Origin of the sequence: Bacillus sp. L381 (assembly GCF_030284525.1) — a bacterium.
Classification (GTDB): domain Bacteria; phylum Bacillota; class Bacilli; order Bacillales; family Bacillaceae; genus Bacillus; species Bacillus amyloliquefaciens.
In genome coordinates, this window is the sequence record NZ_CP127224.1 from 950,066 (window position 1) to 973,986 (window position 23,921).

The following is a 23,921-nucleotide window of genomic DNA, read 5'->3' on the forward strand; positions in this document are numbered from 1 at the left end:
CTTTTGGGAAGATGAAGGTAACACCTCCTGTTAGTAAGATAATGGTTTAACTTAACAGCAGCATAAATGATTGAAGCACTGCAAGCTTTTCAGGAGCCAGCCTTTTTTTCAGCTGGGCGCGCTCCTCTGGTTCAAGCTTTTCAAACCGATGCAGGATCCCGGAGATGTTTTGATTCATATGATCAATTTCCGATGCCAGATTTCCAATATCGTCAGGCAGGGCTGAAGAGGGAAACTGGTTCTCCAGTCGGTCTTTTATATCAGACAGGGCCAATCGCTGCTTTTTACAAGCGACTATAAACTGTAACCGATTGAGTGCAAGTGTATCGTAGTAACGGTAGTTCGAGCAAGACCTGTCAGGCTTCAAAAGCCCGAGGTTTGTATAGTAATCCACCGTGCGTTTCGTTACACCGGCAAGCTCTGCTAATTCACTGATGCGATAAGTCTCAGCCCCATCTAAATCCCTCCCCAACCATCACGTTATAGTTATGAGAATAGTTTAATATATGAAGGGGAGTTGCACAAGTTTATTGTTTTCCGTCATTCCTCTGAAACGGGGCGGCAGGCTTCCGGAAAAAGCGTTGACTGCGCCATGTAAATCTTTCATAATCATTGTAAATAGAAACGGCAGAAAAAGACAGAAGGGACAGATGACAGTGGCCGGTTTATCACGGGAAGTGACAGAAAATCTGGAGAAAGGCTCTTGGATACGAAAACTATTTGATGAAGGCGCGCGGCTGAAAAAAGAATTCGGCGCCGATAAGGTGTTTGACTTTTCAATAGGAAATCCGGTTGCGGAGCCGCCAGAAACATTTAAAAAGGCGCTTTGCGAAGCGGCTGAAACAGGAAGGCACGGATACATACAAAACCAGGGGCTTCCGGAGGCGAGAGAGAAGGTTGCAGGCTTTTTGTCAGAGCGGTTTCAGACCGAGATTTCTGCCAGGCATACAGTCATGACGGTCGGAGCAGGCGGAGCGCTGAATGTTGCGCTGAAGAGCATCTTGAACCCGGGGGAAGAAGTCATCCTTCTTTCGCCTTATTTTGCGGAATATAAAGCGTATGTTGAAAATTACCGCGGCAGCCCCGTCATCTGCCCGCTGACTGACTCATTTGAGATTGATATTGAAGCGGTGAGAGAAGCGATCACTCCCCGTACGAAAGGACTGATCGTCAATACGCCGCATAACCCGACGGGGACTGTGCTGAACCAGAAAAATCTTAATGATTTGGGCGCCTTATTAAAAGAAGCTGAGGAGCGGAACGGCCAAAGCATCTTCATTTTGTTTGATGAACCGTACAGCCAGCTGATCTACGGAGAAGAACAGGCGAATCCGTTTCAGGCGTATCACCGCGTTATTTTAGTCAGTTCGTTCAGTAAAGATCTCGGCATTGCGGGGGAAAGGCTCGGGTATATCGCAACAGACGCCCAAATGCCTGAGCGCGGCCTTCTGACGGATGCGCTCGTTTTCTGCAACCGGACGCTCGGCTTTGTGAATGCACCGGTCATGATGCAGCGCGCCGTGGCGAATATGGACGATCTTTCGATTGACGCCGAACCTTATCGAAAGCGGAGAGACCTTATGGTGGACATCCTCACAGAAGCCGGCTTCGAATTTGAAATGCCGAAAGGCGGCTTTTTCGTCTTTCCCAAATCACCGATTGAAGATGAGGTGGCGTTCTGCATGCATGCCGCACAGAAATATAAACTATTGATCGTACCCGGCAGCGGATTTGGAAAAAGCGGCTATTTCCGATTATCTTTCAGCGTGCCTTCAGAACAGATCAGACAGTCGCGGGATATTTTCAAAGCACTGTATCAAGATTTTTCTTCATAGCTTCCAATACATAGAGATGGGAGAACGGTCAAATGTCGAGGAGAAATGATGGCACGTCAGACATCAGCATTACAGGAATCGGGGTCTTAACCGCGGTCGGACAAGGCAAGGAGGCGTTTCTTGATGCGCTTATGGATGGGCGGCACGCCTTTGATGTGATGAAACGCCCCGGCCGGCAGAAAGGCAGTTCGTTTATCGGCGCGGAGCTTAGCGGATTAACGCCGCCGGAAGCGCTGTCGAAGCGCTTGTACCGAAGGGCCGCATTATCAGGAAAGGCGGCGCTTATCGCTTTATATGAGGCGTGGCATGACGCCCGGTTAGACGGCGCTGATCACAGCCGCACCGGTCTGATCATCGGCGGTTCAAATACGACGCAGCGCGAACTGATGCAGGTCTTTGAGAAAAACGGTGAAACACCGCAATTTGTGAATCCGACGTACGGGCTTTCTTTTATGGATACTGATTTGTCGGGGCTTTGTACGGAGCAATTCGGGATAAAAGGGCCGGCCTTTACGGTCGGCGGCGCGTCGGCAAGCGGCCAGGCGGCGGTTATTCAGGCCGCTCAAGGAATCAAAGGCGGCCTGTTTGACCGCTGTATCGTGATCGGGGCGCTGGCCGATCTGTCGTATTTGGAGTGTCACGCTCTCCGCTCACTGGGAGCAATGGGCACCGATACATACGCTGAACGTCCTGAAGCCGCCTGCCGCCCGTTTGACCGGCATACGGACGGGTTTATATTCGGAGAAGCGTGCGGGGCGATCGTGCTGGAATGCACTGAATCTGCCGAACAGAGGGGCGCACGTTCATGGGCCGGCTTAAAGGGCTGGGGCATGGCTTCCGATGCGAACCGCAATCCGAATCCTTCAGCAGAGGGTGAAATGACGGTGATCCGCCAGGCACTGGAGCGGGCCGGTCTTTCAGCGAAAGAGATCGATTACATCAATCCGCACGGCACCGGTTCTCCGATCGGAGATAAGACTGAATGCCGGGCGCTTTCTGAAAGCGGTCTGTCGCACGCGCGGATTAATGCGACAAAATCGATTACAGGACACGGCCTGAGTGCGGCCGGAACGGTAGAAATCATTGCAGCGCTCCTGCAAATGCGGGAATCCAAGCTTCATCCGACCAGAAACTTAACGGAGCCGATCGACGGCGCATTCCAGTGGGTGACGGACAGACCGATCGCCCATACCGTACACCATGCGCTAAGCTTAAGCATGGGATTCGGAGGGATTAATACCGCGCTTTGTTTAGAAAATCATTTCCGAAGCAGATAACGGCAGCCTTCTTTTTGAAGGCTGTTTTTTATATGATAAAAAAACCTGAAAATGAAGAAAGAATTGGGTTGTGATACAATAAAATATACAAATTATAATCATGCTTTGACTCAGGAGGTGGCAGGATGGGGCCCTCTGCATAGTCAATCACCCATTTCGTTCCCCTCGCTTAAGAAAAAATGATGAAATCAGGAGGTGACGTCCTTATCCTTCAATCAGGGATAAGGTGAAATGGACGATATTGACAGTTTGATTTTAATCGGTGTGCTCATTGCGTTAACGGCGTTTTTCGTGGCGAGTGAATTTGCGATCGTCAGAGTGAGGAGATCCAGAATCGATCAGCTCATCTCAGAAGGGAACAGACGGGCGGTGCTCGCAAAGCGTATCATCACGGATCTTGATGAGTATTTATCCGCCTCGCAGCTCGGCACTACACTGACATCTATCGGGCTCGGGGTGCTGGGAGAGCCTGCATTTGAGCGGATGCTTCATCCTGTGTTTCGGGGTATGGGACTGCCGGATTCTGCTGAGCATGTGATTGCTTTTGCCGCGGCGTACGGGCTGATTACATTTTTACATGTCGTCGTCGGTGAGCTTGCGCCTAAAACGGTTGCGATTCAAAAAGCGGAAAAGCTGACGTTATGGATTGCAGCGCCGCTTCGGTTATTTTACGTGTTGATGTTCCCGTTTATTTGGGTGCTGAACGGCTCCGCGAGAATTTTGACCGGTTTGGCCGGATTAAAGCCGGCATCTGAGCATGAAGGCTCCCACTCTGAAGAAGAGCTGCGGATCCTGCTGTCAGAAAGTTTAAAAAACGGAGAAATCAATCCGTCTGAATATACATTTGTGAATAAAATTTTTGAGTTTGATAATCGGATCGCCAGAGAAATCATGATTCCGAGAAAAGAAATCGCCGCTGTTTCAACTGATATGTCAGTGCCGCAAATGCTTGATATGATGCTGAAGGACAAATATACGCGCTGGCCCGTAACGGACGGGGACAAAGACAGCGTCATCGGCATGATCAATACGAAGCATCTCTTTTCAGATCTGCTGTTTATGACAGAAGATGAAAAAGCGGAAGTATCCATCGCGTCTTACGTTCGCCCGGTCATTGAAGTCATCGAGACGATTCCGATACACGATCTTCTGATAAAAATGCAGAGAGAGCGGATTCATCTGGCGATATTGTCTGATGAATACGGCGGAACGTCCGGTCTTGTAACGACCGAAGACATCCTTGAAGAAATCGTCGGCGATATCAGAGACGAATTTGATGAAGACGAACAGCCGCTGATTCAAAAGCTGTCCGAACGCCATTATGTTCTGGACGGAAAGGTTCGCATCGATCAGGTGAATCATCTGCTCGGCGCAGGGATTGAAGATGAAGTCGACACGATCGGCGGGCTTGTGCTGAAGCGGAATATTGATATCTGTGCGGGTGAGTCGATACAGATCGGGGGATATACTGTCCTCGTATTAGAAATGGACGTCCGGTTTATTAAACGTCTTGAAGTAAAAGAAGAAGAGGGCCGCGCTGGCGGTCAGGAAACAATAAACCGCCCGCTGCCCGTGCCTGAAGCGGTCATGCTTCATAACGCAACCTTGAGCGAAAAATAAGCTCAAGGTTTTTTTAAATGGATATGATAATGAAGCCGCACCAGAACGCCAGAAGGCTTCCGGCTGCTGAAACTGAGATGTAGAGCAGGCTTTCCTTTATGCGATTGTTCATCATCAGCTGTACGGCTTCAATACTGAAGGTGGAAAAGGTCGTAAACGCACCGAAAAAGCCTGTCGCGATGATGATACCGGCGGAAGGATTATCCAGACCCAGTCCGGTGAACATGCCGAGACCGAAGGAGCCGAGCAGGTTGACCGCAGCCATTCCAAGCGGAATCGGAAAACCTTTTGTCCTTTCTGAAACGGTTTGACCCAGCAGAAAACGCAATACCGCTCCGATTCCCGCTGCGATAAGCATCAAAACAATCGTCATGGCGTTTCATGCCCCTTTCCCGCTGAACGGAGAGCAATCCGCCGTCCGCAGAAAATGCCGGCACACGCAAGGGCAAGGCCGGCGAATAATGTCGCGGCAGCATAACAAAAAGCAGCTGCGGGAGACGATTGCAGCAAAAAGACGGTTTCTTTTGCGAAGGTTGACATCGTCGTGAAACCTCCGCAAAAACCGGTTCCGAAAAAGGCGGTCAGGAGAGGGCGCTTAGCCCGAATGACAAAATAACCCGTGATAAGACCGAGTAAAAGGCTTCCCGCCGCGTTTTCGAGGAAAGTAGCCGCGGGGAAAGAACTGCTGTGAATGTGCGTGCTCAATTCAAAGCGGAGCAAAGCGCCAAGCGCGCCTCCGATAAAAATTGCGATGTATTGTTTCATATCAGCCATCCTTAGAAATAAAATCCGGAAAATCAGTTACAATGCCGTCAACTGCCATCATTTGCAGCTTTTCGGCCGTCTTTTTGTTTCTGACCGTCCATGCAAATACTTTCAGACCGTGTCTGTGGGCGGTAGAAATCAAGAACCGATTCAGGCGGGTATATTTAATATTGACATAATTTGCGGCTGATTTGTAGGCGGTCAGCTGGCTTTTGGAAAACATCCCAAAGCTGGGCCTTGCAATAATCGCTGTCGGAACGGACGGATACATGTCATGAAAGATCTGAATCGACTTGAGGCTGAAAGATTGAACGATATGATAAATGGAAAAGGAAAACTTGCTTAACAGCTGGCCGACTGCTTTTTCAAGGCCGACTTGAGAAGCGTGCCCTTTCAGTTCAATTAAAAATCCGATTTTAGAATGATAGCGCTTCAAGACCTCTTCGAGCAGGGGAATCCGCTCTCCTTTAAACTCAGCTCCGTACCAGCTTCCGGCGTCCAAAGACTGCAGCTGCTTCAGCGTGTAATCTTTTACAAAACCGGAGCCGTCCGTCGTCCTGTCAACTCTGTCATCATGAATGACGACAATGTGTCCGTCTTTTGTGAGCTGGACGTCAAGCTCAATGAAATCAGCGTTCAATTCAGCTGCGATATCAAATGCCGCAAATGTATTTTCGGGCGCATAACCGGATGCGCCGCGATGGGCGATGGTATACAAGCTTGTCAGCTCCCCTCATGGGCATTTCTGTTATTATATCAAATTCATATATGCACAGCGATTCAAACTGGTGAATGTGCAAAACAGGATTTTTTTGGAATAAAGATAGTGCTTTTTTCGGTTTACAATCCGCAGTGGTGATTTATAATGGCAAAAAGGAGGCGAGATCATGGGAAAAGGGAGATTGAAAGTGGAAGAAAGAATTAAAGCCGAAACCGATGCTGAAATTCAAAAAGCGACTCTCCTGAAACAGACACAATCGAAGAAGAAATAGTGCCTGCCCCTGTTGTATCTGGCTGAAAGATGAACGAATTTGTGAAAACCCCGGCTGTGTTCTGCTGCCGGGGTTTTTTAGGCTGCCTTTAAGACATTAAAAGAAGCTGATGTCCGAATGTTTTAGTATAATGGATTTTCGACAAGACAAAGGAGCATATGACATGATGACACATTTTCAGAGTTTTTTTACTCTTGACCATATTTCACAGATCGGTATCAGCATTGGAATTTTAGCGGCTTTTCTCATTTTGAGAAAACTGTTTGTCAAATACTTTTTTCAGCTTGTTTATAAATTGGCGAACAAACCGAAAACCGACATATTCAAACAGATTGCCATCGCGTTTGACAAGCCGGCCAGATGGTTTTTCGTGGCGTTGGGGCTGTTTTTGGCGATTGAGTATTCGCCGTTTTTAGACGGGCAGATGGACATTGTGAAAAAAATGTACCGCTCCCTGATCGTGGCGCTGATCGCCTGGGGGCTGTGCAATCTGACATCCGCGTCTTCCTTTTTATTTCATAAAGTCAATCAGCGCTTTGAGCTTGATATGGATGACATTTTGGCGCCGTTTTTATCCAAGGTGCTGCGCTTTGTCATTCTCGCGCTCAGCGTCAGTGTAATCGCGCAGGAATTTAATTATGATGTAAACGGGTTCGTGGCCGGACTCGGACTTGGCGGGCTGGCCTTCGCACTCGCGGCTAAAGATACGATCAGCAATTTTTTCGGCGGCATCATCATCATTACGGAGAAGCCGTTTACGATCGGCGACTGGGTCGAGACGTCGTCTGTGACGGGGGGCGTAGAAGATATCACATTCAGAAGCACAAGGTTCCGCACGGCGCAGGGGGCGCTTGTCACCGTGCCCAATTCAACGCTGTCCATGGAAGCCATCACAAACTGGACGAGAATGACGAAGCGACAGGTTACGTTTTCCGTTCGTGTCTCTTATGCGACGCCGATTGACCGTTTAGAGCGGTGCATCATCAGGCTCAGAGAAATGCTTCGTGAACATGAAGGCGTACATGATGATGCGATTATGGTTCATTTTGACGTGTTTGCAGACAGCTATTACAATCTGTTTTTTAACTTTTACACAAAGACCATCGTCTGGGCGGAAAGCCTGGATGTGCGGCAGGATATCAACCGCCGGATTATTGATCTTTTTGCTGAGGAAGGCGTGGAATTCGCCTATCCGGGCCAAACGGTTTTTGTGAAACAGAAAAATCAGGATGAACCGATTCAAGTCAATGGTCATTCTGGAGAAAAAGAACGGGCATAACAAGCGCCGTTCTTTTTTCATGATATGATAAAAAGAAAAAGGCGGTGGAAGAGTGGAAGCGTTTATGACATTGATCAATCAGGCTGAACGTATCATGGTGCTGACTGGAGCGGGCATGAGCACGGAATCCGGCATTCCTGATTTCCGTTCGGCGGGCGGTATATGGACCGAAGACACCTCCAGAATGGAAGCGATGAGCAGGGAATACTTTGAACGCCGTCCGCGCGACTTCTGGCCTAAATTCAAACAGCTGTTTCAGATGAAAATGAGCGGAAGTTATGAACCGAATGCCGGCCATAAGTATTTGGCGGATCTTGAAAAGCGGGGAAAACAGGTAGACATTTTCACGCAGAATATTGACGGGCTTCATAGGAAAGCGGGAAGCAGCAGTGTCTATGAGCTTCACGGTTCAATTCAGACCGCCGCATGCCCCCGCTGCGGAGCGCGCTACGGGCTTTCCCATCTGCTGAAGGAAGAAGTGCCGGAATGTACGGCGGAAACCGGAGATCATGCGGTATGCGGCGCTGTATTAAAGACGGATGTCGTCCTGTTCGGCGATCTTGTTCAGCATTTTGAAACCCTTTATGAAAAGCTTGATAAAGCTGATCTTCTTCTTGTGATCGGCACTTCGCTTGAGGTGGCGCCGGCAAGGTTTGTCCCTGAGGATGCGAGCCGGATTCCCGGTTTGAAGCAGGTGATCATTAACCTTGAGCCGACATATTGCGACCATTTATTTGATCTTGTCATTCATGAGAAGATTGGTGAATTTGCAAAGCGGGTCAGCGCCGCGACATAAAAAAAGCCGGATCATATACAGATCCGGCTTTTCTTATTCATGGACGGGAATCATTTGATCCGTCAGCACGTCAAATGAGTAGCCCTGAGCTTTCAGTTTTTGGATCAGGCTCGGCAAAGCATGCACCGTCGCAGGCAGGTCGTGCATTAAAATGACATGCGGCCTGCTCGTATGAACGCTTTCCAAATATGCGAGCTGATTCAGCACTTCCGGCACGTACCGGGCATTCTTGTACTTCCAGTCCTCGCTGTCTATCGTCCAGTCCCAGTACACGAAGCCGCCTTTTTCGAGATGCTTAATCTGTGTGTCTGTCAATGACGGTTTGCTGCCGTAAGGCGTACGGACAAGATCCGTTTTCACTCCGGTGATTGCCTGGAGCGTATCGCGTCCCTGCTGCATTTCTTTCAGCGGCGATGTCGGAGTTTGATAAAACAGATGATTATCGTGCGTCACGCCATGCAGGCCGAGCGCGATTCCTTCCCGGTTCGCTCTTTGCACGGAATGCTTATAAGCTTTCATCCGCGGTTCAAGCATAAAAAAAGTGGCTTTTGCGCCATTTGCCTTCAATACATTCAACAGCTGTTCAGTATATGGAGACGGCCCGTCGTCGAAGGTTAAATATACCGTTTTTTTCCCTGTGTCCTGCTCTTTCTGCAAATGTTTAAGTAAGACGTCGGGAGAATCATTTTTCAGCCGCAGGCTTTCTGTTTCATCTCGAAGCTGCCCGTTTGCGGTCACGGTGACCTGTTTGTTTTTTGCGGCGGAAGCGGAATAACCCATTATGACGATTACCAGAAGCAGTCCGCACAAAACTGCTAAACTCGTAACTTTAAAAGCCAATGAAAACAGAGAAGGGGAAGCACCTTCTTTTGTCTTGCGCATAACAATCTCTCCAGTAGCATAAATTTCTTCATAATGCTGGTAACAACGGAGGCTTGTGAGTGCCATAAGTTAACAGCATATGTATGTCGAATCAAGTATACAGGAACAAAACTGGAAAAGACATAGAAAATATGTCGAATGATAAGATTTTAAGAAAAAAATAAACTCCGCTGCCGGCTTGTTCAATATGATAGAATAGTTGACAATAACAGCTGAGAATGCACATCACGGCAGATAACGATTAGGAGGGTTTACATGAAGGCATTAGTAAACGGCCAGTTGATTGATCGTGAGGAAGCGGCAGTTGATATTGAGGACCGCGGATATCAATTCGGTGACGGTGTGTATGAAGTCATCAGAGTGTATAACGGCGCCTTATTCGGACTGCGGGAGCATATCGTCCGTCTTTTCAGAAGCGCCGCAGAAATCGGCATCGCCCTTCCATTCTCCGCAGAAGACATAGAATGGGATCTGCAAAAGCTCGTACAGGAAAACAAACTCATTGACGGCGGAGTTTATATTCAGACGACGAGAGGGAAGGCGCCGCGAAAGCACCAGTATGACAAAGGATTGGAGCCGCAGACGACGGCATACACCTTTTCAGTGAAAAAACCGGAAAATGAACAAAAAGCCGGAGCGCAGGCCATAACGGCGGAAGACAAACGCTGGCTGAGATGTGATATTAAGAGTCTGAATTTACTGTATAATGTGATGATAAAACAAAAAGCATATGAAGCAGGCGCTTATGAAGCAGTGCTGATAAGAGACGGGGCGGTAACGGAAGGAACCTCTTCCAATGTATACGCCGTCATTAACGGCACCGTCCGGACGCATCCTGCAAACGAGCTGATTTTAAACGGCATTACCAGAATAAAAGTTTTAGAACTGATGAAAGAAAACGGGATTGAGGTGCGGGAGAAGCCCCTTACTGAAGACGAACTCAGAGATGCCGATGAAATTTTTATCTCGTCAACGACGTCTGAACTAATCCCGATCGTAACCCTTGACGGAAAACCGGTCGGAAGCGGTGCACCGGGTCCTGTAGCCAAAACGATCCTGGAGGCATTTCAGTCGCGCATTCAGCAGGAGATCGGAGTTCAATCATAAGCGGAAAAAAGGCCGGAAACACATCCGGCCTTTTTGCTTCTGTCAGATAAAAAGAGATTCGATATGCTGAATGAGCACACGGGAGATCTTCTCTTTTGAAAGACGATTCGGTTCAAGCATGGCATGCAGCGCCAATCCGTCTGCGATGGCATACAATTTCTCCGCTTCTATCTCTTTATCAAGATTTGGTTTCAGATGCTTATTTTCATCCAGCCAGTCAATCAGGCTGCGGATATATTCCAAGATCCCGTCGTGCTGGGGATGAAATTCTTCCCCCTTATGTCTGGCGTAAGCTGTGAAAGCGAACCATACCTCCATTTCAGCCATCGATTCCTCATCTGTCGGGATGATTTCAAGCATCAGACGCACCGCTTTTTCTTTCGGCGGCAGATCTGTCATGGCGACTTCGTTAATTCTGGCGGCAACTTTTTCTTTTACGAGTGTCATCGCGTACCCCAAAAGCTCGTCCTGGGTGGTGAAATAGTGCCTCAGCGCGCCTAAAGAAAGACCCGCTTCCCGGGCGATGTTTCTCACTGTCGCTCCTTCCATGCCCCGCTCCAAAATCGTCCGCCATGTGGCTTCGGCTATTTGTTTTCTTCTTTTTTCGTGGTCGATTATTTTAGGCATGGTTCCAGTGTAACAGGAAAAAAAATTTCTTGCAATTTTTTAATACGGTTGTATTAAATAAAAAGAGGTGTTACAATGCTTTTGAGAAAACGATAAGGAGGAACCGGTTTGAACGCAGTTGGTTGGTTGATTGTCATTTGTGAGGCTGCTTTTTGGGCGGCTGTCATCTGCGGATTGGCGGCGCGGTATATATTCAGGAGGCAAAAGCTCGGAATGTTTTTTTTCGCTCTCATTCCTCTATTGGATGCCGTATTGTTTCTGGCGGCCGCAGCTGATTTATACAGAGGGGCGACAGCGACTTTGGCGCATGCTTTGGCCGCCGTTTACATCGGAGTGTCTGTCGCCTTCGGAAAAAGCATGATTGAATGGGCGGATGAGCGTTTCCGCTATTATGTGGTAAAGGAAGGGGCAAAACCAGTCAAGCTGTACGGACTGGATTATGCCAAACATTATGCAAAAGGATGGGGGAGGCATGTATTAGCGTTTATCATCGGCGGCATTCTTTTGGCCGGAACAGTATTTCTCATTCACGACGCTTCCCGAACCGAAGCGCTAAGCGGCCTGTTAAAGGGCTGGTCCGTTGTATTGTGCATCGATTTTTTGATCATGGCGAGCTGTTTTGTGATGCCGAAAAAAAGAGGAAACAGCCGGGAGATGTAAATCGTCTTTATGCACGGAAGAACACAGAAAAAAAGCAGCTTTTTATAAAGCTGCTGCACAGAAAGATCATTTTACGATAAGCACCGGAATATCGGATTTAGACGACAGCTTTTCACTGACGCTTCCGAATAAAAGTTTTTTCAGCCTGTTCCGGTCTCGGCTTCCGATGACGATCAAATCAGCCGATATGCGGTCGGCATGCTCGATAATGGCATCAGCGGGATCACCTTCTAAAATGTCGATATCCCCGTCAATCTGGCTGTCGTTCATCAGCATTCTCGCTTCGGCAATGATTTCTTCCGTGCGGTCTTCATAAATCATCGGATCAGGGGAGATTCTTTCCGCTTGGAGCGGATCAGGAACGCTTGCAATCCCGCCTCCGATATACGTCGCCCCGGCTCCCGGCCTCGGAGGATCAACAATCGTCTGGGTATCTTTTGCATTGTGGGAATGCACGACCGTTAAATCCGCGTGAAACGTTTTTGAAAGGTCTATGGCTTTTTGTAGCGCTTTCTTACTGTCATCACTTCCGTCAAAAGCTGCAATCAACCGGTCCGCGTGAAACATCAGCCTCATCCTTTCAGTAAAAAGGTTTGCAGAACAATACCCGTTTGGAAAAAAGCTAAAACCCGGATTGACAATAAAAGGATTTATTTATATGATGAAGGAAGAATATAGGAAAAAGGAGGTATGGATCATGTCAACATTACAGCGTATCAACTCAGCTTCAGCTAAATACCGGCGTGACGGCCATACACCTTCCGTTTTCTGAACATTTGCTTAAAAACGGTGCAGTCACGCATAAAAGGCGGGTCTGTACCTTATTTATCATAATAAGAGGCATGGAGCTGACGCTTCATGTCTTTTTTTATACAAAAAAATGAATGAAAGACAGGTGTGATGCATGTGGCGGTATTAGTGAAAAAAATGTACAACAATCCGGAAAAGCTTGAGGGAGGCTGACTGATGAAAGGGGATGACGGTATTTGTTTACTGTATTAAAAAAGCTGGCTTGGTTTTTTAAAGCCTATTGGCTGCGCTATACGACGGCGATTGTTCTGTTATTGATTGTGAATGTCATTGAAATGTTTCCGCCTAAACTTCTCGGTAACGCGATAGACGATATGAAGGCGGGCGTGTTTACGAAAAGCGGGATGCTGTTTTACATATGTGTTTTTCTCGCTTTAACGGCAGTCGTCTATTTGCTGTCTTATTTTTGGATGTATCAGCTTTTCGGCGGAGCGAATGTCATGGAGAAGATTCTCCGTTCAAAGCTGATGGGAAAACTTCTTCACATGTCACCGCCGTTTTTTGAGAAATACAGGACGGGCGATTTAATGGCGCGGGGGACAAATGATTTGCAGGCCGTCAGTATGACGACGGGCTTCGGGGTCTTAACGCTCGTTGATTCGACGATGTATATGCTGACGATATTTTTGACGATGGGGTTTGTCATCAGCTGGAAGCTGACATTCGCCGCGATTATCCCGCTGCCGATTATGGCGGCTGCGGTCAGTCTGTACGGAAAAAAGATTCATGAGCGGTTTACGGAAGCGCAGGATGCTTTCGGATCATTAAATGACAAGGTGCTGGAGTCGGTATCCGGCGTCCGGGTCATTCGGGCTTTCGTGCAGGAAAAAAATGATGTCAGCCGATTCGGAGATATGACGGCGGATGTATATGAGAAAAACATGAAGGTGGCGTTTATCGATTCACTCTTTGAGCCGACTGTGAAACTTCTTGTCGGCCTCAGCTACCTCATCGGTCTCGGCTACGGCGCCTATCTCGTTTTTCAAAACCGGCTGACGCTGGGAGAGCTGGTATCGTTTAACGTGTATCTCGGAATGATGATCTGGCCGATGTTTGCGATCGGAGAATTAATCAATATTATGCAGCGCGGCAATGCCTCCTTGGATCGTGTCAATGAGACGCTTTCTTATGAGCCTGACGTGACCGGGCTTAAGCATCCCGCCGGCATTAAGGAGCCCGGGCGTCTTGTTTTTGAACAAGTGACCTTTACGTATCCGAGCGGAGCGGAACCGGCTCTTTCCGATGTATCTTTTTCCGTAGAAAAAGGGCAGACACTCGGCATCGTCGGGAAAACGGGAAGCGGAAAGACGACGATCATTAAGCAGCTTTTGCGTGAATATCCGCCCGGTGCGGGGGCGATCACGTTCACAGGCGTACCGATTCAGGAAATTCCGCTTGATCAGCTCCGCGGGTGGATCGGCTATGTGCCGCAGGATCATATTTTATTTTCAAAGACGGTAAAGGAAAATCTGCTTTACGGACGGCAGGACGCAAGCGAAGAAGAAATCGGCAGCGCGCTGAAAGATTCGCATTTTGAAAACGATATCGGCATGCTTTCCGACGGGCTTGAGACGCTTGTCGGCGAGAAGGGCGTAGCGCTCTCAGGCGGACAAAAGCAGCGCATCTCAATTGCGAGAGCGCTTTTGACAGATCCCCACATCCTCGTATTAGATGATTCGCTTTCCGCCGTAGACGCGAAAACAGAAGCAGCCATTATTGACAGCATCCGTAAAAAACGGCGGGATAAAACAACGATTATCACCACCCACCGGCTCTCGGCAGTTGAACACGCAGATCTCATTCTCGTCATGGACGAAAGCCGGGTGTCTGAAAGAGGCACACATCAGGAGCTATTGGCGCAGAACGGCTGGTATCGGGAACAATATGAGAGGCAGCAGCTGTCCTCTCTTGACGAAGGGGGGACCAGCGCATGAAGACCGGAAGAAGATTATGGAATTACGCGCTTCAATATAAAAAACTGCTGATATGGGCGGTCGTTCTGCTCATTATTGCGGTCGGCACTGAGCTGACCGGCCCGTTTATCGGGAAAAAAATGATTGACGACCATATTCTCGGCATTGAAAAAATATGGTATAAAGCCTCTGCGGACGATCCGGACGCCGTCAGGTTCCGGGGGCATGATTATGTCAGGGAAGACCGGATCAAACCGGGGGCGGACAAAACCGGAGAGGTGCACATTTATCAAGTCGGTGCGGCCTACTATTTTGTTGACCGCCCCGTCAGTTTTGACGGAAACCGTTCGGTGTCTGACGGCCGGCTGACGATATCAAACGGTAAGGAAAGCAGGTCATATCCCGCCGTTACGTTATCCAAACAGGAGATTTTTCAATTTTACCGGCCGGAAATAAAAGGACTGCTGACTTTGACCGCTATATATGCGGGGCTACTCATGTTTTCCGTGTGCTTTCATTACGGCCAGCATTACCTGCTGCAGATGGGAGCAAACCGGATTATACAGCGCATGAGGCAGGATGTATTTTCGCACATTCAGAAAATGCCGATCCGCTACTTTGATAATCTGCCCGCCGGAAAGGTCGTGGCCCGCATTACGAATGACACAGAAGCGGTCAGAGATTTATATGTAACGGTGCTGTCTACGTTTATCACAAGCGGCGTCTACATGCTCGGCATTTTTACGGCGCTGTTTATGCTTGATGTCAGGCTGGCCGCCGTTTGCCTTCTGATTATTCCGATCTTAATGATCTGGTCGGTTGTGTACCGTAAATACGCATCCGTCTTCAATCAAAAAATTCGTTCGATTAACAGTGACATCAATGCGAAAATGAACGAGTCCATTCAAGGTATGCCGATTATTCAGGCGTTCCGCCGTGAGAAGGAAACGATGAAGGAATTTGAAGAATTGAATGAAGCTCATTTCCGATTCAAGAACAAAATGCTGTCCTTAAATTCCCTCATGTCCCACAGTCTTGTCAATGTTTTTCGCAATCTTGCGTTTGTCGGATTGATCTGGTATTTCGGAGGCGCGAGTCTGAGTGCCGCAGGATTTGTTTCGATCGGCGTTTTATATGCGTTTGTTGATTATTTAAACCGTTTGTTTCAGCCTGTTACGGGAATTGTCAACCAATTTTCGAAGCTTGAATTGGCTCGTGTTTCTGCCGGCAGGGTATTTGAACTTTTACAGGAAGAGGAAACGGAAGAAACAGGCGCTCCCGCACACAAAAAGGCGGAAGGGACTGTGGAATTCCGCGATGTTTCTTTTGGTTATCGAAAGGGAGAAGAGGTGCTGAAACATATCAGCTTTACAGCTGAAAAAGGTGAGACGGTCGCCCTCGTCGGCCATACGGGATCCGGCAAAAGCTCCATCCTGAATCTTCTATTCCGTTTTTACGATGCCCAAAAAGGCGATATCCTGCTGGACGGCAAAAGCATCTACGGCATGTCGAGGCAAGAGCTGAGGTCGCATATGGGCATTGTGCTGCAAGACCCGTACCTTTTCTCGGGCACGATCGGCTCAAATGTCACCCTTGATGATCAGCGTATTTCTCCCGAACATGCTGAAGAAGCGCTTCGCCAAGTCGGCGCCGAAAGCCTTCTGAAATCCTTGCCGAAGGGCATCGTGGAGCCCGTCACGGAAAAAGGCGGCACACTGTCATCAGGGCAGCGTCAGCTGATTTCTTTTGCAAGGGCGCTCGCGTTCGATCCGGCCATTTTAATTTTGGATGAGGCGACGGCGCACATTGACACCGAAACAGAAGCAATCATTCAAAAAGCGCTGCAAGTGGTTCAAGAAGGGCGCACAACATTTATTATCGCCCATCGGCTTTCCACGATCAGACACGCAGACCAGATTCTCGTGTTGGAAAAGGGGCGGATCATTGAAAAGGGAAGCCATGACGAATTAATGGCGCAAAAGGGGCAGTACCATCAAATGTATGAATTACAGAAAGGAACGGCGCAGTCCGCGGTGTAACCGGAAAGGGTGAATCTAAAGATTCGCCCTTTTTTCATTAGTAAGCCAGTCCCACCCGTTTTCTGACAAACTGCGGATTCATCAGCTCACGGTACAGAAAATGCGCCGTGTCTCCGACGGTAATTCGCGAACCGCCTTCAGGCAGGACATCCTGTTCGAATCGGTAAACGCCGGAGGCATCTCCGTCAGGAAGGTAGGTGGGACAGATGATCGTCCAGTCAACATCCTCTCCCAGAAGCATCTCGTATACGCGGGCGTGTTCCTTTGCGGCTCTTGCTGATTTTCGTTTTGATTCCGGCGATTCAAAACGGTATTTATCAGGCATAAGCCGTGATTGAAGTATACCCGCAGTGCCGATCGTAATCAGACGATGAACATGATGCTGTTTCATGCTGTTTATTATATGGATCACAGCGGCTGAAAGGGTATCGTCGCCATCCGTGCCGAGACAGTTCACGACTGTGTCCGCTTTGGAAATCAATCGGCCGACATCTTCCCGCCGTCTGGCATTCCCTGTTATGATTTGTTTTTCAGGAATGGGAAGGGCTGTTTCAGCTGATCTGACAAGAGCGAATATGTCACTGTGTCCGTGTGTCTGCGCTTCTTTTATAAAAGCCTGTCCGACTCTTCCCGTTGCTCCGAGTAAAGCGATTTTCATGTAAAAAACCTCCTCGCCGCTCATTATATCATTCAAAGCAGCGGGGAAAAGAATACCTGTGAATAAAGGGGAAATGGTGGGCAACATATTCATTGACCAAAGAAACAGTTACGAACTGAAACAGTTCCCAATTGACTGAGGCAATGAATGACATGTTTTCCCTCCTTTTTTCCTAGGGTATGTGGAATAGGAAAAAAGGGTGACGGCATAAAAGAAGACGCGGTATCCCGCGCCTTCTGCAAGCCATTTATTGAGTTATTGTACGCCTTGTCCGCCCATGTGCTGCTGCGCGAAAGATACTAAACGTTTAGTGATTTCTCCTCCGACAGAACCGTTTGCACGAGAAGTTGTTTCTCCGCCAAGGTTTACGCCGAACTCAGAAGCAATTTCGTATTTCATTTGGTCGATTGCTTGAGCAGCGCCAGGTACTAATAGTTGGTTCGAAGAGTTGTTGTTAGCCATTTGTATGATCTCCTTTATAAATTAGTATGGTTGGGTTTGCTGGAATTGCACCAGCTGATGGTTTCCGGAATGAAAACCATTGCCAGCTCGGCTTCACCCAATGCTGTTTGCCGCTTTGTACTACGTATTATGGTGAATCAAACGGCATCTCATTCGGAAAACGGTGTGGTAAATAGCGGAAGGAAAAAGAAAAGCCCAGCCTTTGTCGGCTGAGCTTGAACTTTCAGTCATAGATGTGATAAAGCATTAATTCATGCAGCTCTTTTACGAGAGCCGGCTCTTCTTTCCCCGGATGTGTGTGTCCCCATTCAATGTCTCCGGACTTATGGTAAATCCCTTCGTAATGAGTACCCTGCCAGTAAAACGAAATCCGCCATCCGGGCAGTTTCTCTTTTTTGAATAACGGTTTCCAGCTGAAGTGCGAAATCATGACGTTCACGCTCCTTATCGGGAAATGTTGATCCTGTTCATTGTAGCTTATAGTTCTTTGCCTGTCCCCGGTAAACGAAAAAAAGACGGCCTCACCGCCAAAGTTTTTCCGGGGCGGTAATGGACCGTTCTGATAAATATGACGCGTATTCAAAATTTCTCCGTTTTGTCAGGTAATCGACAGATCGCAGCTTCGGATGGGAGAAAATGCTGCGTCCGGGGCGGGAATTGGCCTCAAACATCCAAACTTTTCCTGTATCATCAACGCCGAGGTCAAAGCCGATTTCACCGATAAAACCTTCTATATGCTCATTTAACACACGGCTGACCGCCAAGGCGGCTTTCGAAAGCTTCCGGATCATGCCGACTCTCTCTTTCGGATCGCCGTATAATTCAGCTAACGTTCTGACTTCACCGCCGTTTGTCAGATGCGTCGTAATGCTGTTTTTGCCGGAAATTTTTGCTGCGATGGCCGTCACTGTCCATTTTCCCTCGGCATTTTTATTCGTATGCACCCTGAAATCGACGGGACGTCCATCCAGCCGGATCAGATCAATCCCTTGCTGAATTAAAAAAGCGGACGGGTCGTTGTTTTCTTCAAATGATTTCATGAAGGATGCCGCATCTGAATAGTCTGCCGTCAACACCGTTCTTTCCTCATTTGTGTGTTTGACAGAGAAGCCGGCATCTGTTTTTTCCAGCTTGTAAATTCCCGTTCCGAGAGCGCCGTCCGCAGGTTTGATATATACGGTGTTAAACGTGCCGCATAACGTCTCTATCGCTTCTGCATTCGGATGGAGGACCGATTTGGGCAGGAGCGAAGCGGTGAGGCTGTTCTTTTCCAGAAGCTTATGAATGTCCCATTTATTAAAGAATTGCGGATTAAACCAAGGGATCTGATAGTCATTCATCAGCCGTTGTTTTGTCTGCTGTAAAAGCGGAACTTCTTCCGTTTTTCGGCTCGGGAGCCTGTCATATACGACATTCGGAAGCGGGACGTGCGCCCGTTTCCAGCTGTTATCCTTATAAATCAGCGCTTGGACGGTGCCTTCTTCCCAGTTGATCTGATGAGCCCCGAAAACGAAACAATATCCGTTTGCCTGCTCATGCAGGGAGAGCAGCTTGGAAAAGAAGGATGTGCGGTCTCTTAACGGGCGCGACGTTGATGAGGTAAAACCGGCTGTGAAAACGCCGATCAGCGGTCCGATGTGCACCGTCTGGCCGTGAATGAGAAAATCAGCCCGGCTTTTATGCGGTATCATCAGCTCCTCAAACAAATCTTCAGAAAGGAGCGCGCTTTTTTCAAGTGATTGAGAAAAGGCCACACGGCATTTGACAACCTTGGTCCCGAAGGCAGCGGATAACATCCCTTCCCGTTTCATGGAAAAAGGGAGATACAGCGTGTTTTTGCTTTTTTTATCGATGCCGACAATCATCCCTTTATGATTCACGCGGAAGTGCTCCTTTCTTGCTTTCCTGTGCCTGAAGATCTCTGAGGCGTTTCAGCGGACTGGTATACAAATCCTCTTTCGACTCGGGAGCCACGCTTAAAATGGCGTTCCGTCCCGGCTTTGAATTGACATCCAAAAGCCAGATGCGCCCGTCTTTGGCATAACAAATATCGAGCCCCAGCTCAAACAGCGGGCCGAACTGCTCATCAAGGAAATAAGGGACGGACTGGGTGATCGAAAAGACATCATCCAATAATACGGCCTGCTGCTTTTTCGGAATTTCTTCAAACCACGTGTCAAATTTAAGCGGTTCGGATCCTCCCGGCAAATGGGATAAAAGACCGTTCTGATAACCCCTTCTGACCGCTTTTCCGACTGCTTCCCAAGCTCCTGACTCATTTTTGCGCATGAAAATGCGGATGTCGCACGGGTGCTGTTCTTTATCCTGAATATTTAAGTAGGCTTGAAGCAAATAGCGGTGCTGCAGCACTTTTTTGCACCAGGACTTAAAAGATACGTGGTTGGAAAACGTTTTTGTTTGTTTATTTTTTCCGATATAGTAAGTGGCTGAAATTGATTTTTTGCCTGTTTTAAGGAGGATGATGCCTCTTCCTCCTGCGCCGAAAGCGGGCTTAAGTATACATGCTTTTTCCTTCGCTAAGTATGATTGCACCTCTTCATAGCGGCTGACTTTGGCCGTTTCAGGAATATAGGGACTGATCAGATGATGCTGCTGAAGCGCATTCGTGACCGTCCATTTATCAGGAAGCCCGCGGCCGATAAATTCCGTTTTCGGATATTTTTTCAGCCATTCGACGATCGGTTTGGCTTTTTGGGCCTCAGCGGATTTTCCGTAAAAACAGCGGTCGTAAATATATTCAGGAATATCAATTTCTGTTTCGTTCCATTTTCCGCTTTTCGGATGATACACGAGCGCTTTCACGCGTAAAGAATCCGGAGAGATATCAAACGGTGTAAAGCGGGCAAAGCGCACATTATACTCTGGCGCCCTTTCAGCCAATTCACCGGCGAAATCTTCTTCGTGCCGGCGGGATACGGACATAAAACCGAGTGTTGTCATGTTGTTACTCCCCCTTTATTCAAAAGCCGCTGATGGAACGGCCCTTCCATCCAATAAACATGCCAAGCGCAGCATAAAAAGATGATCTACTGTAAAGAGTACGAAACAGCATCTTGCCTTATTCCTGACAAACAACAATTCAGGTTCTTCATTTGCCCGCATTCACGCCAGCCTCTATAATACGAATAGATATATCATCTAGAAAAAAAAGAACATAAGATGGAGGCAGAAGAAAAGGAATGGGCATAGCAGGAACGTTTCTATTTATGATTGTGATCGGAGCCGCGATCGGCGCGGTAACGAATCATCTTGCCATTCAGATGTTATTTCGTCCGTACCGCCCGTATTACCTCTTCGGGAAACGGATTCCGTTTACTCCGGGGCTGATCCCGAAAAGACGGGACGAATTGGCAAAACAGATGGGGCTCATGGTGACGAACCACCTGTTAACTCCGGAAGGCATAAAAAAGCGGCTTTTATCAGATACCGTTAAAAACCAGGCGCTTGTATTTGCCGAGCAATTCACGCAAAAAATGACTGCGTCCGAGATGACGGTGCAGGAAGCCTTAGCCGCTGCAGGTATCCGGAATCCGCAGGAAAAGACGGATGCATGGATTGACCGTTTTACAGATGAAAAGCTTTCGGAACTGTACCGGAAATATGAGCATCGCGCCATAAAAGACTGGCTCCCTGATGAGCTGCAGAAAAAGCTGGATGAAAAAGTCCCGATGGCCGCTGATTATATCCTGAAGCGGAGCATTGACTATTTTGAAAGTGAAGAAGGAAAAGACAGACTCGGCAATATGATTGACGACTTTTTGAATGCCAGGGGGATGCTCGGCAGCATGGTGCAGATGTTCCTCGGCAATTCAAGTCTGGCAGAACGCGTGCTGCCTGAGCTGTTAAAGTTTTTGCGCAATGAGGAAACGAAAAAGCTTCTGGCTGATCTGCTTTCTCAAGAATGGGGCAAGCTCAAATCCTATACACTTTATGAGGCCGACGAAAAGTGGAATGCGAAAGATCTGCTGTTCAGCCTGAAAAAACGGGGTCTGGCAGCACTTCAAACCGCACCCTTTTTTGAGTGCCGGCTCGGTGACATCATCTCCCGTTATGAAGGAGAGATTACGGGAACGTATGCGCCGAAGCTGCTTGATGCAGCGATTGGCAGTATTGCCGCTCACTTGGAGGATGTGCTGAAACGCCTGCGGCTTGAGGAAGTGGTCAAAGAGCAGGTCGATCAGTTTCCGGTTGAACGGCTGGAGGAAATGGTGCTGTCGATTTCCAAGAGAGAATTTAAGATGATTACGTATTTAGGCGGTCTGCTCGGCGGAATGATCGGAGCAATTCAGGCTTTGTTTGTCATTCTTTTCTAAGGGAAACATCCGCCGAGGATGAAAGTCGCTCCGCAGTCTGTTATAGTGGAGTGGTATGTCTGTAAGGAAGAAAGGAGCGGTTACTATGGCAGTTAATTTTTATGATGCGGCATATGATCTTGAAAAAGCTTTGCGAAACAGTGATGAATACAGCCGTCTGAGAGGGCTTTATGATCAGGTAAACGCAGATGAATCCGCAAAACGCATGTTTGATAATTTCCGCAACGTACAGCTGCAGCTGCAGCAAAAACAGATGTCAGGTGAAGAAATCACTCAGGAAGAGGTAGAGCAGGCGCAAAAAACGGTTGCTCTCGTACAGCAGCATGATTTGATTTCTCAGCTGATGGAAGCGGAACAGCGCATGAGCATGCTGATCGGCGAGTTAAACAAAATTATCATGAAACCTCTTGAAGAGCTTTACGGAAACCCGCAATAAGCTCAAGACCCCTCCATCACGGATATGGAGGGGTTTTTTTATTCAACTGAAAATCAAGGAATGCTGCTTGCTGAAGGCTTTATGATGGCGGTTTCCGTTCCTTTTGAGCTTTATCGTACATTCAGCATAGATATCCCTTCTGATTTTTTTAGTTAAAAAAACCCTTGTCTTTTGACAATAAAAGTGTGATAATAACCTTGAAAGCGCCTACACTTACAGGATGATCCAAGGATACGGTCGCCTATACTGCCTGATATGTTAAGGGGTAGCAACAGAGAGTAAGTGAAACGAGCGCATCAACGGTCAAATAAGGGGTTCCTGATAGATTTCTTAAATAGAAGTACACATTGGGGAGAAGGCAGCAAATCGATCGTATCCCAACAAAACGACAGTTCAAAGTCTGCTGACGGCAGGCTTTTTTGCTGCTCGGAAAAGGTTGTTCTAAACAAAGAGACAGGGTCATATCCTAATGACAAGTACAGTCATCAAGGAGGGGGACTTCTCTGTGTCAAAACAAATGCTGGCGTTAAATATAGACGGAGCGCTTCTTCGCTCCAACGGCAAACTGCATCAGACGACAAAGGATGCCATCGAATACGTCAAGAAAAAGGGAATTTACGTCACACTGGTCACAAACCGCCACTTTCGCTCCGCTCAAAAAGTAGCGAAAATATTAAAGCTGAATGCAAAATTGGTTACCCACAGCGGCGCCTACATTTCCGAAAAAATAGATGAGCCGTTTTTTGTAAAGAAAATATCAGAAGATCATACGTTTAATATTGTTCAGGTGCTTGAAAGCTATCAATGCAATATCCGGCTTCTTCACGAAAAATATTCGATTGGAAACAAGAAGAAAGTGAACTCCAATCTGGTTGGGAAAACGATCATTCATCCGTCTGACCCGATTTTTTACCCGGTGCAGTTTGTCGAATCATTAAGTGATCTGCTTCTTGATGAGCCGGTTTCGGCGCCCGTCATTGAGGTGCATGCTGAAAACGGATTGCAGGCTGACATAACGGATACGATAGGGAAAGCATTCCCGGCCGTGGACGTGATCCGCGTCAATGAAGAAAAACTGAACATCGTGCCTAAAGGAGTGTCAAAAGAAAGCGGACTTTCGATGGTCGCCGCTGAACTTGGGCTTTCAATGGAAGAGGTTGTCGCCATCGGCCACCAGGAAGATGATCTGCCGATGATTGAGCTGGCGGGCCTCGGTGTCGCGATGGGGAATTCCTCCAATGAATTAAAAAGAAAAGCGGACTGGGTGACAAGATCAAATGATGAACAGGGAGTCGCCTATATGATTAAGGAATACTTCCGCATGCAGCACCGCAAAGGCTTCCTCGATAAGTTCCACATGAAACGGTCATAATGAAGAGCCGCAGACACGAAACGCCGGTCTGCGGCTTTTTCGCGGATTGATTTTAGC

At 47.9% G+C, this 23,921-nt stretch carries 26 protein-coding genes; 13 read left to right on the forward strand and 13 right to left on the reverse strand.

All coding sequences use genetic code 11. The features are described 5' to 3' along the window. Positions 1-46: 46 nt before the first annotated feature. Positions 47-472, reverse strand: coding sequence for a Cu(I)-responsive transcriptional regulator (cueR, locus tag QRX25_RS04710; RefSeq protein WP_013351667.1), 426 nt, complete (start codon positions 470-472; stop codon positions 47-49). A 178-nt stretch (positions 473-650) separates the two neighbouring features. Between cueR and QRX25_RS04715 the strand changes: the two genes are divergently transcribed. The 3 genes from QRX25_RS04715 (at position 651) to QRX25_RS04725 (ending at position 4,732) form a co-directional block, all read left to right on the forward strand. Further along, entirely contained in the window at positions 651-1,835 is a 1,185-nt protein-coding gene (locus QRX25_RS04715; protein ID WP_115997998.1) for a pyridoxal phosphate-dependent aminotransferase, read from the forward strand. A 32-nt stretch (positions 1,836-1,867) separates the two neighbouring features. After that, positions 1,868-3,112, forward strand: a complete 1,245-nt coding sequence (locus QRX25_RS04720; RefSeq protein ID WP_115997893.1) for a beta-ketoacyl synthase N-terminal-like domain-containing protein — start codon at positions 1,868-1,870, stop codon at positions 3,110-3,112. A gap of 231 nt (positions 3,113-3,343) precedes the next feature. Then, entirely contained in the window at positions 3,344-4,732 is a 1,389-nt protein-coding gene (locus tag QRX25_RS04725; RefSeq protein ID WP_115997894.1) for a hemolysin family protein, read from the forward strand. 13 nt (positions 4,733-4,745) lie between these two features. On the opposite strand, the gene crcB is transcribed toward QRX25_RS04725, so the two are convergent. From crcB to QRX25_RS04740, 3 genes are read right to left on the reverse strand one after another with little or no spacing between them, the layout of a single operon-like run. Continuing rightward, complete coding sequence (gene crcB / locus QRX25_RS04730; RefSeq protein WP_115997895.1) at positions 4,746-5,105, reverse strand: fluoride efflux transporter CrcB; 360 nt, start codon at positions 5,103-5,105, stop codon at positions 4,746-4,748. Further along, positions 5,102-5,497 (reverse strand): fluoride efflux transporter FluC, encoded by a 396-nt coding sequence (locus tag QRX25_RS04735; protein WP_115997896.1) that lies wholly within the window; start codon positions 5,495-5,497, stop codon positions 5,102-5,104. The genes crcB and QRX25_RS04735 overlap by 4 nt, the downstream gene beginning before the upstream one ends. 1 nt (position 5,498) lies before the next feature. Beyond that, complete coding sequence (locus QRX25_RS04740) at positions 5,499-6,215, reverse strand: glycerophosphodiester phosphodiesterase (protein ID WP_014469973.1); 717 nt, start codon at positions 6,213-6,215, stop codon at positions 5,499-5,501. Between the two features lie 169 nt (positions 6,216-6,384). Here QRX25_RS04740 and QRX25_RS04745 point away from each other — a divergent pair, with 169 nt between their 5' ends. From QRX25_RS04745 to QRX25_RS04755, 3 genes are all read left to right on the forward strand, one after another. After that, a complete protein-coding gene (locus QRX25_RS04745; RefSeq protein WP_003155299.1) occupies positions 6,385-6,489 on the forward strand; it encodes a YhdX family protein in 105 nt (34 codons plus the stop codon). A gap of 163 nt (positions 6,490-6,652) precedes the next feature. Continuing rightward, positions 6,653-7,768 carry a mechanosensitive ion channel family protein gene (locus QRX25_RS04750; protein ID WP_115997897.1) on the forward strand — a complete coding sequence of 372 codons (1,116 nt, stop codon included), beginning with the start codon at positions 6,653-6,655 and terminating at the stop codon, positions 7,766-7,768. 64 nt (positions 7,769-7,832) lie between these two features. Continuing rightward, positions 7,833-8,564 carry an NAD-dependent protein deacylase gene (locus QRX25_RS04755; protein ID WP_373925693.1) on the forward strand — a complete coding sequence of 244 codons (732 nt, stop codon included), beginning with the start codon at positions 7,833-7,835 and terminating at the stop codon, positions 8,562-8,564. Between the two features lie 33 nt (positions 8,565-8,597). Here the strand turns inward: QRX25_RS04755 and QRX25_RS04760 are convergent, their stop codons facing one another. Continuing rightward, on the reverse strand, positions 8,598-9,446 hold the full coding sequence (locus QRX25_RS04760; protein ID WP_065981057.1) for a polysaccharide deacetylase family protein: 849 nt from the start codon (positions 9,444-9,446) through the stop codon (positions 8,598-8,600). A 255-nt stretch (positions 9,447-9,701) separates the two neighbouring features. On the opposite strand from QRX25_RS04760, the gene dat reads away from it, so the two are divergent. After that, entirely contained in the window at positions 9,702-10,553 is an 852-nt protein-coding gene (gene dat / locus QRX25_RS04765; protein ID WP_115997899.1) for a D-amino-acid transaminase, read from the forward strand. 42 nt (positions 10,554-10,595) lie between these two features. Here the strand turns inward: dat and QRX25_RS04770 are convergent, their stop codons facing one another. Beyond that, the gene (locus tag QRX25_RS04770) at positions 10,596-11,180 is read right to left on the reverse strand and encodes a TetR/AcrR family transcriptional regulator (RefSeq protein ID WP_013351678.1); all 585 of its coding nucleotides are present in this window, start codon (positions 11,178-11,180) and stop codon (positions 10,596-10,598) included. Positions 11,181-11,288: 108 nt separating this feature from the next. On the opposite strand from QRX25_RS04770, the gene QRX25_RS04775 reads away from it, so the two are divergent. Next, complete coding sequence (locus QRX25_RS04775; RefSeq protein WP_065981059.1) at positions 11,289-11,840, forward strand: hypothetical protein; 552 nt, start codon at positions 11,289-11,291, stop codon at positions 11,838-11,840. 66 nt (positions 11,841-11,906) lie between these two features. On the opposite strand, the gene QRX25_RS04780 is transcribed toward QRX25_RS04775, so the two are convergent. Next, a complete protein-coding gene (locus tag QRX25_RS04780) occupies positions 11,907-12,407 on the reverse strand; it encodes a universal stress protein (protein WP_065981060.1) in 501 nt (166 codons plus the stop codon). 419 nt (positions 12,408-12,826) lie between these two features. On the opposite strand from QRX25_RS04780, the gene bmrC reads away from it, so the two are divergent. After that, positions 12,827-14,584 carry a multidrug ABC transporter ATP-binding protein BmrC gene (gene bmrC, locus QRX25_RS04785; RefSeq protein ID WP_115997900.1) on the forward strand — a complete coding sequence of 586 codons (1,758 nt, stop codon included), beginning with the start codon at positions 12,827-12,829 and terminating at the stop codon, positions 14,582-14,584. Next, a complete protein-coding gene (gene bmrD / locus QRX25_RS04790; protein ID WP_212100831.1) occupies positions 14,581-16,602 on the forward strand; it encodes a multidrug resistance ABC transporter ATP-binding protein/permease BmrD in 2,022 nt (673 codons plus the stop codon). The genes bmrC and bmrD overlap by 4 nt, the downstream gene beginning before the upstream one ends. Positions 16,603-16,639: 37 nt before the next feature. Here the strand turns inward: bmrD and QRX25_RS04795 are convergent, their stop codons facing one another. The 6 genes from QRX25_RS04795 to QRX25_RS04820 form a co-directional block, all read right to left on the reverse strand. Next, on the reverse strand, positions 16,640-17,260 hold the full coding sequence (locus QRX25_RS04795; protein ID WP_115997902.1) for an NAD(P)-dependent oxidoreductase: 621 nt from the start codon (positions 17,258-17,260) through the stop codon (positions 16,640-16,642). A 28-nt stretch (positions 17,261-17,288) separates the two neighbouring features. Next, the gene (locus QRX25_RS04800; RefSeq protein WP_014469983.1) at positions 17,289-17,414 is read right to left on the reverse strand and encodes a hypothetical protein; all 126 of its coding nucleotides are present in this window, start codon (positions 17,412-17,414) and stop codon (positions 17,289-17,291) included. A 101-nt stretch (positions 17,415-17,515) separates the two neighbouring features. Then, the gene (locus QRX25_RS04805) at positions 17,516-17,722 is read right to left on the reverse strand and encodes an alpha/beta-type small acid-soluble spore protein (protein WP_016938365.1); all 207 of its coding nucleotides are present in this window, start codon (positions 17,720-17,722) and stop codon (positions 17,516-17,518) included. Between the two features lie 223 nt (positions 17,723-17,945). After that, the gene (locus QRX25_RS04810; RefSeq protein ID WP_012117190.1) at positions 17,946-18,161 is read right to left on the reverse strand and encodes a YheE family protein; all 216 of its coding nucleotides are present in this window, start codon (positions 18,159-18,161) and stop codon (positions 17,946-17,948) included. Between the two features lie 82 nt (positions 18,162-18,243). Next, positions 18,244-19,602 (reverse strand): YheC/YheD family endospore coat-associated protein, encoded by a 1,359-nt coding sequence (locus tag QRX25_RS04815; protein ID WP_065981064.1) that lies wholly within the window; start codon positions 19,600-19,602, stop codon positions 18,244-18,246. After that, positions 19,592-20,683, reverse strand: coding sequence for a YheC/YheD family endospore coat-associated protein (locus QRX25_RS04820; RefSeq protein ID WP_065981065.1), 1,092 nt, complete (start codon positions 20,681-20,683; stop codon positions 19,592-19,594). Before QRX25_RS04820 ends, QRX25_RS04815 begins: the two co-directional genes overlap by 11 nt. 239 nt (positions 20,684-20,922) lie before the next feature. On the opposite strand from QRX25_RS04820, the gene QRX25_RS04825 reads away from it, so the two are divergent. The 3 genes from QRX25_RS04825 (at position 20,923) to QRX25_RS04835 (ending at position 23,864) form a co-directional block, all read left to right on the forward strand. After that, positions 20,923-22,056, forward strand: a complete 1,134-nt coding sequence (locus tag QRX25_RS04825; RefSeq protein ID WP_065981066.1) for a DUF445 domain-containing protein — start codon at positions 20,923-20,925, stop codon at positions 22,054-22,056. An 85-nt stretch (positions 22,057-22,141) separates the two neighbouring features. Further along, a complete protein-coding gene (locus tag QRX25_RS04830; protein ID WP_014469986.1) occupies positions 22,142-22,492 on the forward strand; it encodes a YlbF/YmcA family competence regulator in 351 nt (116 codons plus the stop codon). Positions 22,493-22,997: 505 nt separating this feature from the next. Next, a complete protein-coding gene (locus QRX25_RS04835) occupies positions 22,998-23,864 on the forward strand; it encodes a Cof-type HAD-IIB family hydrolase (RefSeq protein ID WP_014469988.1) in 867 nt (288 codons plus the stop codon). Positions 23,865-23,921 lie beyond the last annotated feature (57 nt).

Coding starts and splice junctions, on each gene's coding strand:
- QRX25_RS04715 (WP_115997998.1), top strand. CDS start 651: ATGACAGTGGCCGGTTTATCACGGGAAGTGACAGAAAATCTGGAGAAA.
- QRX25_RS04720 (WP_115997893.1), top strand. CDS start 1,868: ATGTCGAGGAGAAATGATGGCACGTCAGACATCAGCATTACAGGAATC.
- QRX25_RS04725 (WP_115997894.1), top strand. CDS start 3,344: ATGGACGATATTGACAGTTTGATTTTAATCGGTGTGCTCATTGCGTTA.
- crcB (WP_115997895.1), bottom strand. CDS start 5,105: ATGACGATTGTTTTGATGCTTATCGCAGCGGGAATCGGAGCGGTATTG.
- QRX25_RS04735 (WP_115997896.1), bottom strand. CDS start 5,497: ATGAAACAATACATCGCAATTTTTATCGGAGGCGCGCTTGGCGCTTTG.
- QRX25_RS04745 (WP_003155299.1), top strand. CDS start 6,385: ATGGGAAAAGGGAGATTGAAAGTGGAAGAAAGAATTAAAGCCGAAACC.
- QRX25_RS04750 (WP_115997897.1), top strand. CDS start 6,653: ATGATGACACATTTTCAGAGTTTTTTTACTCTTGACCATATTTCACAG.
- QRX25_RS04755 (WP_373925693.1), top strand. CDS start 7,833: ATGACATTGATCAATCAGGCTGAACGTATCATGGTGCTGACTGGAGCG.
- QRX25_RS04760 (WP_065981057.1), bottom strand. CDS start 9,446: ATGCGCAAGACAAAAGAAGGTGCTTCCCCTTCTCTGTTTTCATTGGCT.
- dat (WP_115997899.1), top strand. CDS start 9,702: ATGAAGGCATTAGTAAACGGCCAGTTGATTGATCGTGAGGAAGCGGCA.
- QRX25_RS04770 (WP_013351678.1), bottom strand. CDS start 11,180: ATGCCTAAAATAATCGACCACGAAAAAAGAAGAAAACAAATAGCCGAA.
- QRX25_RS04780 (WP_065981060.1), bottom strand. CDS start 12,407: ATGTTTCACGCGGACCGGTTGATTGCAGCTTTTGACGGAAGTGATGAC.
- bmrD (WP_212100831.1), top strand. CDS start 14,581: ATGAAGACCGGAAGAAGATTATGGAATTACGCGCTTCAATATAAAAAA.
- QRX25_RS04795 (WP_115997902.1), bottom strand. CDS start 17,260: ATGAAAATCGCTTTACTCGGAGCAACGGGAAGAGTCGGACAGGCTTTT.
- QRX25_RS04800 (WP_014469983.1), bottom strand. CDS start 17,414: ATGTCATTCATTGCCTCAGTCAATTGGGAACTGTTTCAGTTCGTAACT.
- QRX25_RS04805 (WP_016938365.1), bottom strand. CDS start 17,722: ATGGCTAACAACAACTCTTCGAACCAACTATTAGTACCTGGCGCTGCT.
- QRX25_RS04820 (WP_065981065.1), bottom strand. CDS start 20,683: ATGACAACACTCGGTTTTATGTCCGTATCCCGCCGGCACGAAGAAGAT.
- QRX25_RS04825 (WP_065981066.1), top strand. CDS start 20,923: ATGGGCATAGCAGGAACGTTTCTATTTATGATTGTGATCGGAGCCGCG.
- QRX25_RS04830 (WP_014469986.1), top strand. CDS start 22,142: ATGGCAGTTAATTTTTATGATGCGGCATATGATCTTGAAAAAGCTTTG.